Annotated in this window: 12 protein-coding genes; 8 read left to right on the top strand and 4 right to left on the bottom strand. The window is 49.4% G+C overall.

Translation table 11 applies throughout. From position 1 onward, the window contains the following. The first annotated feature begins 5 nt into the window (after positions 1–5). Together mmsB and argC are read left to right on the top strand one after the other, a co-directional pair. Positions 6–1,175 carry a multiple monosaccharide ABC transporter permease gene (gene mmsB, locus SPICA_RS14240; protein ID WP_013970186.1) on the top strand — a complete coding sequence of 390 codons (1,170 nt, stop codon included), beginning with the start codon at positions 6–8 and terminating at the stop codon, positions 1,173–1,175. Between the two features lie 102 nt (positions 1,176–1,277). Beyond that, complete coding sequence (argC, locus tag SPICA_RS14235) at positions 1,278–2,225, top strand: N-acetyl-gamma-glutamyl-phosphate reductase (protein WP_013970185.1); 948 nt, start codon at positions 1,278–1,280, stop codon at positions 2,223–2,225. A gap of 14 nt (positions 2,226–2,239) precedes the next feature. On the opposite strand, the gene SPICA_RS14230 is transcribed toward argC, so the two are convergent. Further along, a complete protein-coding gene (locus SPICA_RS14230; RefSeq protein WP_041396273.1) occupies positions 2,240–3,238 on the bottom strand; it encodes a serine/threonine protein kinase in 999 nt (332 codons plus the stop codon). Positions 3,239–3,371: 133 nt separating this feature from the next. Here SPICA_RS14230 and SPICA_RS14225 point away from each other — a divergent pair, with 133 nt between their 5' ends. Continuing rightward, entirely contained in the window at positions 3,372–3,809 is a 438-nt protein-coding gene (locus SPICA_RS14225) for a NifB/NifX family molybdenum-iron cluster-binding protein (RefSeq protein ID WP_215904896.1), read from the top strand. A gap of 178 nt (positions 3,810–3,987) precedes the next feature. Here SPICA_RS14225 and SPICA_RS14220 read toward each other — a convergent pair whose 3' ends face one another. Further along, complete coding sequence (locus tag SPICA_RS14220) at positions 3,988–6,438, bottom strand: glycogen/starch/alpha-glucan phosphorylase (protein ID WP_013970182.1); 2,451 nt, start codon at positions 6,436–6,438, stop codon at positions 3,988–3,990. Positions 6,439–6,616: 178 nt separating this feature from the next. Between SPICA_RS14220 and SPICA_RS14215 the strand changes: the two genes are divergently transcribed. The 3 genes from SPICA_RS14215 (at position 6,617) to SPICA_RS14205 (ending at position 10,974) form a co-directional block, all read left to right on the top strand. After that, a complete protein-coding gene (locus SPICA_RS14215) occupies positions 6,617–7,501 on the top strand; it encodes an alpha-hydroxy-acid oxidizing protein (RefSeq protein ID WP_013970181.1) in 885 nt (294 codons plus the stop codon). A gap of 152 nt (positions 7,502–7,653) precedes the next feature. After that, positions 7,654–9,483 carry a proline--tRNA ligase gene (locus SPICA_RS14210; RefSeq protein WP_013970180.1) on the top strand — a complete coding sequence of 610 codons (1,830 nt, stop codon included), beginning with the start codon at positions 7,654–7,656 and terminating at the stop codon, positions 9,481–9,483. A 144-nt stretch (positions 9,484–9,627) separates the two neighbouring features. Beyond that, positions 9,628–10,974: a PTS transporter subunit IIC gene (locus SPICA_RS14205; RefSeq protein WP_013970179.1), complete on the top strand. Its 1,347-nt coding sequence runs from the start codon at positions 9,628–9,630 to the stop codon at positions 10,972–10,974. On the opposite strand, the gene SPICA_RS14200 is transcribed toward SPICA_RS14205, so the two are convergent. Continuing rightward, complete coding sequence (locus SPICA_RS14200) at positions 10,969–11,391, bottom strand: PIN domain-containing protein (RefSeq protein WP_013970178.1); 423 nt, start codon at positions 11,389–11,391, stop codon at positions 10,969–10,971. The two genes, SPICA_RS14205 and SPICA_RS14200, sit on opposite strands and share 6 nt — an antisense overlap. Beyond that, on the bottom strand, positions 11,381–11,614 hold the full coding sequence (locus tag SPICA_RS14195; RefSeq protein ID WP_013970177.1) for a DUF6364 family protein: 234 nt from the start codon (positions 11,612–11,614) through the stop codon (positions 11,381–11,383). Before SPICA_RS14195 ends, SPICA_RS14200 begins: the two co-directional genes overlap by 11 nt. 203 nt (positions 11,615–11,817) lie before the next feature. Between SPICA_RS14195 and SPICA_RS14190 the strand changes: the two genes are divergently transcribed. Both SPICA_RS14190 and SPICA_RS14185 read left to right on the top strand, forming a co-directional pair. Continuing rightward, the gene (locus SPICA_RS14190; protein ID WP_013970176.1) at positions 11,818–13,269 is read left to right on the top strand and encodes an NAD(P)-dependent malic enzyme; all 1,452 of its coding nucleotides are present in this window, start codon (positions 11,818–11,820) and stop codon (positions 13,267–13,269) included. 92 nt (positions 13,270–13,361) lie between these two features. Next, the gene (locus tag SPICA_RS14185; RefSeq protein ID WP_013970175.1) at positions 13,362–14,354 is read left to right on the top strand and encodes an ABC transporter substrate-binding protein; all 993 of its coding nucleotides are present in this window, start codon (positions 13,362–13,364) and stop codon (positions 14,352–14,354) included. Positions 14,355–14,366 lie beyond the last annotated feature (12 nt).

Genomic DNA, 14,366 nt, shown 5'->3' with positions numbered 1-14,366 from the left:
ATTAAATGGGAAAGCTAACGAGCTTCTTTAAAAGCAATATTCGTCAATATGGCATGGTTATTGCCCTTTTATTTATCATGTTGTTTTTCCAGGTCATCACCGGGGGTATTCTTTTTAAGCCGATGAATGTTACCAACCTGGTTCTGCAGAATAGTTATGTGCTCATCCTGGGTGTTGGTATGCTGCTCTGTATAGTTACGGGTAATGTCGATCTTTCTGTCGGCTCGGTAGTTGCCTTCGTTGGAGCGGTTTCAGCAGTATTAATGATAGACCTTAAGATCCCTGTTGTTGCGGGCGTTTTTTTAACACTTTTAATAGGGCTTATGGTCGGTTCATTTCATGGATTTTTCATCGCATTCCTGAGAATCCCGCCCTTTATTGTTACCCTGGCAGGTATGTTGATATTCCGCGGTCTTACCATGGTTATATTAAAGGGACAAACAAAAGCCCCATTCGATAAATCGATTCAGAACATCGCTGCCGGTTTTATCCCGGGAGACTGGCATATTGGTGGTTTGAATGGGATTGCAATTGTTATCGGTATTGTTATGTCGATTCTCTTTATTGTTTCCCAGTTGAATAGTCGGGCAAAAAAGAAGAAGTATGATTTTGAAGTACTGCCCATCGGTCTGGAAATAGCAAAAATTACCTTAATCGTTGTAGCAATCAATCTCTTAACATTTAACCTGGCTGCATACAACGGTATTCCTATTGTGCTGATCCTGTTGGGCCTTCTCATATTTATCTATACCTTTATAACCCAGCGCACCATTGCGGGGCGGCATATCTACGCCCTGGGGGGCAATGAAAAGGCTGCCCGGCTTTCCGGTGTCAAAACCCAAAAGGTAATGTTCTGGGTCTATGCAAACATGGGTTTCCTAGCCGCCATAGCTGGTTTGGTTGTTGCAGGCCGGCTCAATGCAGCGACGCCAAAAGCGGGAACCAACTTTGAATTGGATGCGATTGCTGCATGCTATATCGGCGGGGCTTCAGCTTCTGGCGGCGTGGGTACTGTGGTAGGTACTATTGTTGGTGGGCTTGTGATGGGTGTTTTGAACAATGGTATGTCTATTTTGGGGGTAAGTGTGGACTGGCAGCAGACTATTAAAGGTCTTGTTCTGCTCGGTGCAGTCTGTTTTGATGTATATACCAAATCGAGGAATACATCAAGATAAAATAGTAAATATTATTAGGGGACTTTAAGGAATTCTATCCTATGGTCCCCGATTTCTTAATCTATTCTTGTACACCCCGCAATATTTTGTCATAATAGCCCCATGAGCTATCGAGTGTTTGTGGATGGAAATGCGGGGACCACCGGGCTACAGATCGGGGAACGGCTGGCACGCCGCAGTGATGTCGAAGTCCTTACTATAGAAAACGAACTGCGGAAAGATATTGATGAACGGCGCCGGCTTATTAACTTGTCCGATGTGGTCTTCCTCTGCCTTCCCGATGATGCCGCCCGGGAGTCAGCTTCCCTAGTAACCAATCCTGACACGATTGTCATAGATGCAAGCACGGCCCATCGGACCCTGCCGGATTGGACCTATGGGCTGCCGGAGCTGTCTCCCGATCAGCGGTCACGCATTGGCCAGTCCTGCCGGATTGCTGTGCCGGGCTGCCATGCTACGGGTTTTGTACTCCTGGTCCGCCCCCTGGTGGATGCTGGGCTTATCGGTCCCGACTATCCCGTAACCTGCCATTCGGTTACCGGCTATTCCGGGGGCGGCCACAAGCTCATCGATGCCTACAAGGCAGGATCCGGGGCAGGTACCGGGATGGAGGCAGGGCGGCACTATGCCTTGGGCCTGCAGCACAAACACCTTCCGGAGATGAGGCTCCATGGGGGCCTTTCCCGGACGCCCCTTTTTACCCCTATTATCGGGAATTTTGAGCGGGGTATGGCAGTGGCCATACCACTCCATCTGGATACCCTGGCAAAAAAAGCAAATCTTGAAGCGTTGCAGCAGGTGTATGCTGAGCGGTATGGCCACAGCCGCTTTGTGCGGCCGATGCCCCTTGGAGAGGCGTCGTTACCCGAAGCTGGCTACTTTGATCCGACCGCCTGCAACGGGACCAACCGGGCAGAGATCTTTGTGTTCGGCAACGACGCCCAGGCCCTGCTGATCTGCCGGCTCGACAACCTCGGGAAAGGGGCGTCCGGGGCGGCCTTACAATGTATGAATATTGCCCTGGGCCTCGATGAAGGGCTGGGGTTATAGGAAACAGAGGTTTTTCAGCCCCCCATTTCCAATAGCTGGTCCTGCAGGTCCTCTATGCACTTAATCCAGAAGGCATGGTTGCCCCAATCGGGAAAATGCTGGTAAAAAGCCCGGTCAAAGCGTTGTTGGCTCTGCCAGTGAAGGAAATGGATCATACGGAAAAACCGGAGGTCCTCTATGAGCTTCAGTTCTTCTTGGTTAAATTCCATAAACTCGGTGTATCCTTCGAGAATAAGTTCCAGTTCACGTCTACTGTCACGGTGGTGACCCGGCAGTAAAAGCCAGAGATCCTGGACTGCAGGTCCTTCGCACATGTCATCAAAATCAATAATGGAAAGGCCCGTTTCACTGTTGTAGATGAGGTTCCCTCTGTGAAAGTCGCCATGGAGACACATACTCTGGATAGATTCGTTATGGTTTTTTAAGAGTTCGAAGGCTTTTGTTGTAATAAATAAAAAGTCGGACAAAGACTCCTCCGGGATAAGCCCAGCCTTAAGAAGTTCATCAATATAATATTTTAAACGAAAGGCATCGAGTCGGTACCGGGATAATTTTGGGGATTTCCGGCCGCTTACATGGATGCGGCCTGCAAGAGAACCCAGCCGGATCCAGTCTTCATCAGTTTCCGGATCAAAGGCACGTCCTGTCTGCTTGGGAAAAAGAGCAAAATGAAAAATCAATTCATCAATCTGATCTGAGTTGGGGTTATAGGTTTCGAGGTTCAGGGTCTGCAGGGTTGCCCCTTCCTGGTCGGGAATGGGAAGTACTACCGGGCATTCTCCCAGGTATAGATCTTGCAGAAATTGGTGTTCCTCTCGAATTTGTTGCTGGGACCAGCGGCCTGGTCGGTAAAATTTGGCAACATATTCTTTATCGTCGGTGTCTTGTAGACCGTATACACGATTAATATAGCTTGGATAGGGATAGATGAGGTTTTCGAGGCTTATACCAAAGGCTTCTTCTATAGAATCCGTGATAAGATCCGGGGTGAGACAGTTAAATGGGGCCTGCATTATACGCATTGTCGGAGGCCTTTGGTTCTTCATACTATAAAGGTAACAGGTGTACTCCGCTTCTGCAAGTAAAAAGGAATATCCCTCTTGCCATAATGATATGGGGTTATTATAATGAGCATATGCTAATAATATGGAGGATGATACAATGAAAATAGCCTTTGTAACCGATGATGGCAAAACCATCAGTAAGCATTTCGGCAGGGCACGCTTTTATGAAGTTCTGACTATAGAAAATGGCAAAATTGTTGCCCGGGAGCAACGGGAAAAAATGGGCCATGCCCAGTTCGCAGGGGGGCATAATGGCCATCACGACCACCATGACCATCATGGTGCTGGTCACGGTGAACGGCACGGCTTTGATCCGGCGTCTCAGGACCGACATGCTCGGATGGCTCAGGCGATCACTGACTGTAATATGTTGGTTGCAGGCGGCATGGGCTATGGTGCCTATGAAAGCATGAAACAGGCAGGCATTACCCCGGTGGTTACCGATTTTGCAACGATCGATGAGGCGGTTCAGGCTTATATTGCGGGCAATCTTAAGGATCACACCGAGTATCTGCATTAACGAGTATCTGCATTACCATACAAGACATAAAAAAGGCCCAGGACTGTACTGTCCCAGGGCCTTTTTGGCTTTCTACGGTGTGCGGGACTCCCGAGGGATTTCCCTTATGGTCCCCCCAAAGGGTCTCCCACAGGGGAGATCACTTCAGGAGCCCCGCGCAGTTCATCAACCTTCCATTTTATTTTACTGCGATTGGCTTTATTTTCCAAATATCATTGGCATATTCAGCAATGGTCCGGTCGGTGGAGAAGATTCCCGAGCGGGCCACATTGATGATGGCCATTTTGTTCCATGTGTCCTGGTCGGCGTAGGTGCTGACTACTTTTTCGTGGGCTTGCACATAGGCATCGAAATCGGCAAGAACGTAGTAGGAATCCGGGCGGCTGCCATCAACCCCATGTACTAAAGAGTCATAGAGTTCCTTAAAGGCTGCCTGGAATTCGTGGCCGAAGGTGCCATCCACAAGCTGGTGAACCACCCGAGCGAGGGCGGGATTGCGTCCCAGATACAGGTGAGGATCGTAGGAGTGGGTTGCTTCGACTGCGGCAATTTCTTCGGCGGTAAGACCGAAAATGAAGGCATTTTTCCGGCCCACTTCCTGGACAATTTCGACATTGGCACCGTCCATGGTCCCCAGGGTCAAGGCACCGTTCATCATGAATTTCATATTGCCGGTGCCGCTGGCTTCCTTACCGGCGGTGGAAATCTGTTCGGAGACCTCTGCGGCGGGAATGATTTTCTCTGCCAGGGTTACCCGGTAATTTTCTGCGAAAACTACCTTGAGCCGGCCCTTGACACGGGGATCGGCGTCGATCCGGGCGGCCTCTGCACAGATGAGGGAGATGATCGACTTAGCCCGCCGGTATCCTGAAGCGGCCTTGGCGCCGAAAATAAAGGTCTGTTTCGGCATTTCGATGGTGGGGTCATCGGCAAGCTTATTGTGCAGGTACATCACATGGAAAATATTGAGGAGCTGGCGCTTGTATTCATGGAGCCGCTTTACCTGAACATCGAAAATAGAGTCTGGATCTATGGTAACCCCCTGGGTTTTCTGCAGGTAGGCTGCAAGCTGTACCTTATTGTTCCGTTTAATCTCCGCAAAACGTTTGCGGAACTGGGGGTCCTCTACATAAGGTTCCAGAGCCTTAAGTTTTGAAAGATCCGTTTCCCAACCGGTACCAATGGTTTCGGTGATGAGGGCTGAGAGGCCGGGGTTGGCCAGTTTCAGCCAGCGACGCTGGGTAACCCCGTTGGTCTTATTGTTAAAGTTCTGGGGCTTCCATTCATACCAGTCCCGGAGTTCCCGTTTTTTAAGAATTTCCGTGTGAAGCGCTGCAACGCCGTTGACCGAAAAGCCACCCACAATGGCGAGCCGGGCCATGTGGATCATGCCGTCAGCGATGATGGACATCCGGTGCCGCCGTTCCCAGTCGTTGGGATAGAGCTGTTTGAGAGCTTCCTGGTGGCGCCGGTCGATTTCTTCAACAATATTATAAATACGAGGAATGATGGAGGAGAAGAGGTCCAGGGGCCATTTTTCCAGGGCTTCTGCAAGGATGGTATGGTTGGTGTAGGCGAACATTTTAGTTACGATTGCCCAGGATTCGTCCCATCCGAGGCCCTCTTCGTCCATGAGGAGCCGCATCATTTCAGGAATAGCTACTACCGGGTGGGTATCATTGAGCTGAACGACGGCGAAGTCGGGAAGTTTCGTAAAATTGGTGCCAAAGCGATGTTTAAATGACCGGAGTATGTCCTGAAGGCTTGCGGATACAAAGAAGTATTGCTGTTTAAGCCGAAGTGCCTTACCGGAGGGGCCTGAATCGTTGGGGTACAGCACCCGGGAGAGGTCCTCTGCCTGATTGGCCTTTTCGACAGCCCGGAGGTACTGCATGTCGTTAAAGAGCTGGAGGTTAAAGCCGTCGGGGCTGTAGGCTTCCCAGAGACGCAGGGTGTTAACGGTTTTAGTATTGTAGCCAACGATGGGCATGTCATGAGGAATAGCCCGGATAATCTCGGCATTTTTAACGGTGAACCGTTCGCGGCCCTGTTCATCTACAATAAGGGTAACTTCGCCCCCGATTTTTACATCCACCGCAAGGTCGCTCCGCTTAATTTCCCAGGGGTCCCGGTGTTCAAGCCAGTTATCCGGTTTTTCAATCTGCCGACAGTGTTCGATCTTTTGTTCAAACATACCGTAACGGTAGCGGATACCGTAGCCATGACCGGGGAGGTTCATCGTGGCCAGGCTGTCGAGAAAACATGCCGCCAGTCGGCCGAGACCGCCGTTTCCAAGGCCCGCATCGGGTTCTTGGTCTTCTATTTCGTTGATGTCGTGGCCAATTTCAGTGAGGACTTCCTTCACCATATCTAGGATCCCCAGGTTGATGAGGTTATTGGTCAGTGCCCGGCCCATGAGGAATTCCGCGGACAGGTAGAACATCTGCCTGCCGGGATTGGCATCGAAGGCTTTGCGGGTTGCCATCCAGTTATCGAGGATATATTCCATCGATGCGGCGGCAACGGCATCGAAAATGTCGTGGCGGCTCGCTTCAGCAATTTCCTTACCATAGCGCCGTTTCAGCCGTAGTCTGATGTGCTCTTTAAAGGTTTCTTTATCGATATTCAAAGGGTCCTCCTTGAATGGCTGAACAGATTACTAAACCGGTTCAATACTAGTACAAAATCGTAGCGCAAAATCTCTTATCCTGTCAATAATGGCCAGAAAGAATGGTTTTGGCCTGGGGGCTTCCTGCTTAATTCTGCCTACTTGAAAAAGCATGGAATGTCTGTAATGCTTTGAGTTTATGAATCCTCTGAGTACACATCCGAAATGCTATTTTTGTTCCCGCTGTGATGGGTATGCCTGTATGAATGAACTCCCTGGTCTTGGCGGGGTTTTCGATAATATAAATTTCATTGCCAATGTCCGTGATTGGGATGTGATTGCCGATGAACTTGGTTTGAATGGGAATGATGTACCACAGGTTCGGCTTGCTCCTATGACGGGAGCTACGCAAAATATGGGGTATGATGAAGAAAAACCATACTATTTTGAAGTCGTGCAGGGCTGTCTTGCCGCAAATATTGCCCTTTCAATAGGAGACGGCTATCCCGACGAAAAATTACAGCAGGGTATCGCTGCTCTGGAACAGTATGGGACGACGGGGGCGGTGTTCATCAAACCCTATCCGAATGAAAAAATCCTGGAACGGATGGGGTGGGCTGGAAAGGTGGCCGAGCTTTTTGGTGTCGATACAGATTCTTATAATATTGTAACGATGCGGAACCTGGTGAGTCTTGAAAAGAAGGGGTTCCGGGAACTGCAGGAGCTTAAGGATACAGCCAATAAAAAGTATGGCGTGCCTTTTGCCATAAAGGGGGTCTTTACCCGTCAGGATTTGGAACTCGTTGCCGAACTTCGCCCCGATGTGGTAGTGGTTTCAAACCATGGAGGCCGGATCGAAACAAAACGGGGAAGTACCGCCCGATTTCTTCGGGAACAGGGTCCAGTACTTAAAAAATATACCGGTGCTATCTGGGTTGATGGAGGGCTCAGAACAATTCGGCACCTCCGTCTTGCCCGGGCTCTTGGCGCTCAGGAGGTACTCATAGGCCGACCACTGGTTATCGCTCTGCTTCAGCATGGTCCCGAGGGTATCGCGAAATGGTACAGAACTTTGCTGGCGTAGAACCTCATCTTATCAATTCCCGCCCCCCTTGCCCAAGGTGGGCCTTGCCGGGTATTTTATCGTATATAGGGACCTCTAAAAGGGACCTCTAAAAACTGCAATTTTTAGAAGTTCCTATACGCGTATCTACCTATTATAAGGATTTAATCTGTATGAAAATATCTGAAACCTTCATACCTACCCTGCGGGAAGTGCCCGCCGATGCAGTTATTGTAAGTCACCAGCTCATGATGCGGGCCGCCATGATTCGGAAACTGGCAAACGGTCTTTTTGCCTATCTGCCCCTCGGACTTCGTTCATTCCGGAAAGTGGAAAATATTATTCGTGAAGAGATGGATGCCATCGGTGCCTTGGAAATAAAACCGCCGGTAGTCGTTCCCGGTGAAATCTGGAAAGAATCGGGCCGCTGGGAGACCATGGGAGAGGGTATGCTCCGGGTAAAGAACCGGCTCGGCAATGATTTTGTTGTGTCTCCTACGGCGGAGGAAGCGTTTACTGCTCTCGTGCGGGACGAACTTAATAGTTATCGCCAGCTTCCCCTGACACTGTACCAGATTAACACTAAATACCGGGATGAAATCCGTCCCCGGTACGGAGTTATGCGGGGCCGGGAATTTACCATGAAGGATGCCTATTCCTATCACACCGATGATGAAAGCCTCGATAGAACCTATCAGGCTATGGGGCGGGCTTACCGGCGGATTTTTAAGCGCTGTGGGCTTACGGTTATCCCGGTCCGGGCGGATACGGGGGCGATGGGCGGTACGGGCTCAGAAGAATTCATGGTAGAAAGTGAGATTGGCGACAATACCCTTATTCTCTGCAAGGACTGCGACTATGCGGCCAACGTAGAAAAGGCTGCCTGCAAAGCCGACTTTGTTGCCCCTGCTTCTCTCGAGGCCGCCCGGACCGCGGCGGCTGCAACGCCTCCCATCGAAAAAATTGAGACCCCTTCGGTGCGGACCATCGAGGAACTCTGTGCCTTCCTCAAAACCGATGCCAAGTCCTTTATAAAAACCCTCATTTATAAAGCCCTCAATGTGGAATTGGATTTGTCCGGGGCGCCGGGCTGTTCAAAACTGGAAAAACATGCTCCGGCACCGGATGCCCCCAAAACCTATCCTGAAGCTTTCTTCGCGGTAGCCATCCGGGGCGATTTGGATGTGAATGAAACCAAACTGGCAGCAACCCTCAAGGCGAGCGAAGTCATGCTTGCATCCGATGTGGATGTGGAACGTCTCACCGGCGCACCGGTTGGGTTTGCAGGCCCTGTGGGTCTCACAGGACTTCCCGTAGTGGCCGATGAGTCGGTAACCGCTATGACCGATGGGGTTACCGGAGCCCTGGCAAAGGACCTCCACTATGCCCATGTGGCCTATGGCCGGGACTTTACCCCCTGGATGGTGGCTGATGTACGGACCGTGAAGGCAGGAGATCGCTGTGTGCTCTGCGGTGGCGAACTCTATGAAAAGAAAGGGAACGAGCTGGGCCACATCTTTAAGCTTGGTTACAAATATACCAAGTCTATGAACGTAACCTACCTCGATGTGGATGGTAAAACCCAGATCCCCACCATGGGGTGCTATGGCATCGGTGTAGACCGGACGTTGGCTTCTATTATAGAAGAACATCATGATCAGGACGGTATTGTGTGGCCTATGTCGGTGGCCCCTTACCATGTCATCCTCGTACCGATTAAATATGATGGTGCTGTGAAAGAGACTACAGACCGGATCGAGGCTGAACTGGCCCGGCAGGGCATCGAGGTGCTGGTGGATGACCGGGATGAGCGGCCCGGCGTGAAGTTTAAGGATGCGGACCTGATCGGTATCCCCCTCAGGGTGGTGATTGGCGAAAAGAACCTTCCCAAGGTAGAAGTAAAGCGCCGTAAAGATAAGGATAACCGGCTTCTGGAAATATCCGAAGCCATTACAGAACTGGTAGGCATGGTAAAGAGCGAGCTTGCTGAGCTCAATAGCTAGATTCTAATGCTTAGGATCTGAATGGTATTGGTGATGTAAGCGTTGAGTTTGCTGTTGTTTTATTGTTCGGGCCCCCTGTTATTGTGCAGGGAGCCCCTGTTGTTGTATAAATCAGGTTGATGAAAAGGTATGGGAGGTGGGGATATGCAGGTTTTAAGCGATGTGATTAGTTGGATTTTTTCATTTAAGGTATATCTCTTACTTCCAATTCTATTCTTTATCATCGCCCTGTTTTCCAAAATGCCTCTCGGAAAGGCTCTTCTCCAATCTCTTAAAGTAGGCATCGGTTTTGCAGGGGTTTTTCTTATTTTTGATGCCTTTCTTGGCATGATGCACCCTGCGGTTCAAGCCATGGTCGAAGCTCGGAACCTTCAGTTTCCTATTATCGATGCCGGATGGCCGCCCCTTGCCGCCATAACCTGGTCTTCATGGATTGCGCCCCTCATCATTCTCCTCGTGCTGTTCCTCAATGTGTTAATGCTCCTCCTCCGGTGGACCACGGTTTTTTATATTGATATCTGGAACTACTGGCATTTTGCCCTGATTGGCTCTATGCTCATGGCGGTTGGTATTCCGCTGCCGCTTGCTCTTGCTGGCAGTTTATTTGCGGCCCTGCTGGTTTTTAAAATGTCCGAAATGACCACACCCTATGTCCAGAATGTGGCGGGAATTACCGGAGTGAGCATTAGTCCTCTTACGGTTGCCGGTTTTGCACCCTGGGCTATTGCTATGGATGCGGTCATCGAAAAAATCCCTGGCTTGCGCTGGCTCCATTGGAATCCTTCCCGGTCGGAAGGCCCCTGGGCAGTCCTCGGGGAACCCATGATTGTTGGTTTATTTATGGGCCTCCTTTTCGGGTATTTGGCAGCCTATGATGTGAAGCAGATCCTCGAGACGGCGGTTAAAATTGCGGCGATTATGTTTCTTCTGCCCCATTGCGGATCCCTGATTGGTGATGCGACAGGTTCTATTTCCCGGGCTGCGTCTGAACGGATGGCACCCCTTTTTGGAAGACGAACCATAGCCATTGCTATGGATACGGGCTTTTTAATGAAGATTCCCTCGGTGATTGTAACCGGAATGCTTTTAATGCCCATCAGTCTTGCCCTGGCCTTTGTACTGCCTGGAAACAAAGTGCTTCCTGCTGGGGATTTGCCAAATCTCATGTCCATCTTTTCTGTAGTAGTGCTTATAAGCGGGGGCAATGTGATCCGAGCCATTCTTATTGCCTTGCCGGTTATTATTGCTTTTCTCTATAGTGCTACAGCTCTGGGGCCGCTTATTACCGAACTTGCCCAGAAGGCTGGGACAATTCCCGGTGTATCGGAAGGCTCAAGCCTCGTGGTGAGCTCCTTCACCGATGGTGGAAATCCCCTCCGGTTCTGGATATTTGAATTGTTCCGTGGTAATCTGATTGCTCTCGTGCTGATTGTTCCTGTAGCAGTACTGCTTTGGTATGCTTCTAAAAAAGCTTCCCGGGCCCAATTATAAAAAGGGGTTTTGTATCGTAATAGAATTTATACTAAGCCCATGCTGCAAATCTTCAGTCAACAGTACCGTTGCATTTACCTGTAATGCAGAGGCTATTATTTGAGCGTCCCAAAAGGAGATTTGATACCGTTCTTGAAGCCGAATAGCCTCTAAAATAGTTGGGTATTCAACTGGTATTATATGAAAGTTCGAAAAAAGACTTATTTGTTCCCGAGCTAGGTCTTGTGAAAGGCATGTGGGTAGTTTTTGAGTAACTGTAACCCAGAACTCAGCCAAAACCTGGGTAGAGATGTATCCATTTCCTGTTATAATAACCTCACGAATATAGTTCCGTGCAATTTTTTGCTTTTCTGGATAAGCATTGTCATTAGCATATACTAAAATGTTGGTATCAAGAAAAATTATTTTATCGGTCATGGAGCGCATCCCGAGTCAGTCGTATACCCTGCGAATGGGCGGTGCTTTTATTAAAAAGCCGTTCAAGTTCATCTGCTACATATTCTCGTCGTATTGTTTCCGATTTTACTAAGTTAGTAAGGTATGATCGGACCATATCAGATACGGTTGTATTTTTTTCAATGGCTATTTTTCGGGCAGATTTTAATAGTTCTTCATCAATACTCATCGTTACATTAGGCATAAAAACCTCCATACATAATATGTATGATACGTAATAAGTATAATATGTCCTTCAATAAAATGTATAGTTCTTTTATAAATCCAACTTTTAGATTGTATAAAATGTCTCTGGTTCTGGATATTCACATAGTTTCGTGGTAATCTGACGCCAAAATAGCCGGTACTCACTGCTAGTGCATCCGGTAACTTAATAAGGATTGCCACATGAACGTAGATATTAGTCTTAAAGATCTGGACAGCCTCTTCCCTGGAGATTTTACCGAAGAGCAAAAAGCCCGGGCCAAGACCCTCTTTCTCAAAAATCTTTCTCTCGAAGCTCATCAATTTTATGGTGGTAAAATGCAGACCCTGCCCCGGTGCGGCATTTTTGGTTTTAACTGGTTCAATGTCTGGTACACCCCCGGGGTTTCAAAAATATCCACCACCATACGGGATGACAATGACAGCTCCTTTGCGCTTTCCAGCCGGGGAAACATGGTCGCGGTGGTTTCCGACTCCACCCGGGTCCTTGGGGACGGAGACTGTACGCCCCCTGGAGGCCTCGGGGTCATGGAAGGGAAGGCCATGTTGATGAAATACTTAGGCGGTGTGGATGCGGTGCCCCTCTGTGTCGATTCCCGGGATGCCAGCGGAAAAAACAACCCCGATAAAATTATTGAATTTGTAAAAATGGTCCAGCATTCCTTTGGGGCCATCAATCTGGAAGATATCAGTCAGCCCAATTGTTTTAAGGTTCTTGATGAACTGCGGGAGACTTGCGATATTCCGGTCTGGCATGATGACGCCCAGGGAACCGCCTGTGTCACCTTGGCGGGGCTCATCAATGCGCTGAAGTTGGTGAATAAAAAACTTTCAGAGGTCCGGATTGTGTTGCTTGGTGCGGGGGCATCGAACACGACTATTGCCCGCCTGCTCATGACCGATGGGGCAGATCCGGCAAAGATTATCATGTTCGACTCTCAGGGTTCGTTGCATACGGGGCGGAAGGATATAGAAACTGATACCCGCAACTACCGGAAATGGGAGCTTTGCCAAAAAACCAACCCCCAGGGTATTAAGGATATGGACACAGCTATTAAGGGTGCCGATGTTCTTATTGCCCTTTCTACGCCCGGACCGGATACGGTTAAACGGGAATGGGTTCGCTCTATGGCGGAAAAGGCTATAGTCTTTGCTTGTGCCAATCCGGTACCTGAAATCTGGCCCTATGCGGCTAAAGAAGAAGGGGCTTACATTGTAGCCACTGGCCGGGGTGACTTTCCCAATCAGGTGAATAATTCGGTTTGCTTTCCGGGAATCCTGAAAGGAGCCCTTTTAGTTCGATCCAGAAAAATTACCGATGGTATGGCGATCCGCTGTGCCCACTCAATTGCCGACTTTGCGGAACGACGGGGGATTAGCCCTGAAAATATAATTGCCACCATGGAAGAAACCGAGGTCTTTGCGGTAGAAGCGGCCGATGTGGCCATGCAGGCCATTGCGGAGGATGTAGCCAGGGTTCCCATGACCTGGGACGAGGTATACCAGCAAGCAAAGGCAGACATTGCCGCATCTCGCTCTTTAGTGGCAGATATGCAACGGTTAGGTCATATTAAAGAACCACCCCAGGAAATGCTGGAAGCGGCCTTACAGTCTGCCATAGAAGCGGTGAAATAAACTTCTTAAGTCCTTTTTAACTTGACATAGTTCATCCGTATCGGTATATTTTGTAAACGTTTCTATTAAAAGAAACATTAAGGAGTAGTAATATGAAGAAAAGCGTGAAAATGATTGGCTATACCCTGATTGGCCTAGGACTTGTAGCCCTGGCCGCCTGCGGTGCCGGTTCAGTAAAAAAAGTATCCGATGAACCGAAAATCGGTGTGGCAAAAATAGTAGCCCATCCTGCCCTGGATGCCTTGGAAAAAGGTATTGTAGAAGAAATAACTGCTGCCTTCCCAAAAGCAAAGATTGACCTACAAAATGCCAACGGAGAACCTGCCACGGCTTCCCAGATTGCCCAGAAATTCAAGGTTGATAAGGTCAATGTGGCGGTCGGTATTGCAACCCCCACCGCCATGGCTCTGGCTAATGTGCTTACCGACATCCCTGTCATCTATTCTGCCGTTACTGACCCCGTTGCGGCGGGCCTTGTGGCTTCCTATGACAAGGGGGGCGAACATATCACCGGTACGTCTGACCTGCCGCCCCTGGAAGGCCAGCTTGATACCCTCATCGCCCTGGCCCCAAACATTAAGCGAATCGGCCATATTTATAATGCGGGAGAAGCCAACTCGGTTACCACCGCCGCCAAGGCAGAAGCCTATGTTAAGTCCAAGGGGCTTGAGTTTGTTACCGCCACGGTTACCAATTCTGCTGAAGTTTCCCAGGCTTTGACATCCCTTGTCGGCCGGGTCGATGGTATTTACCTGTCTACGGATAACACGGTGTTTTCCGCTATTTCTACCGTGGCGGATATCTGCCTAAAGGCAAAATTGCCCCTGGTAACGGCGGACCCCAGTTCTGCTGAGACCGTTCCCGTACTGGCCGCAGTGGGCTTTAACTACTACGAAATGGGTAAGGCTACGGGCCGCATCGTGGTAGAAGTTCTTAAAGGCAAAAAGACCGCCGATATTCCCACATACTTTGCAAAGGACCCCAAAGAACAGGCTCTGGTCATCAATCTGGATGTAGCTAAAAAAATCGGTGTCACCGTACCCCAGGCCTACATAGATCGGGCATCCCTCGTTATCGGCAAGTAAAACTAAGGGTAA

The organism is Gracilinema caldarium DSM 7334 (genome assembly GCF_000219725.1).
Classification (GTDB): Bacteria; Spirochaetota; Spirochaetia; order Treponematales; family Breznakiellaceae; genus Gracilinema; species Gracilinema caldarium.
The sequence above is the reverse complement of the archived record's forward strand: the minus strand, read 5'-3'. Positions and strand labels throughout refer to the sequence as shown.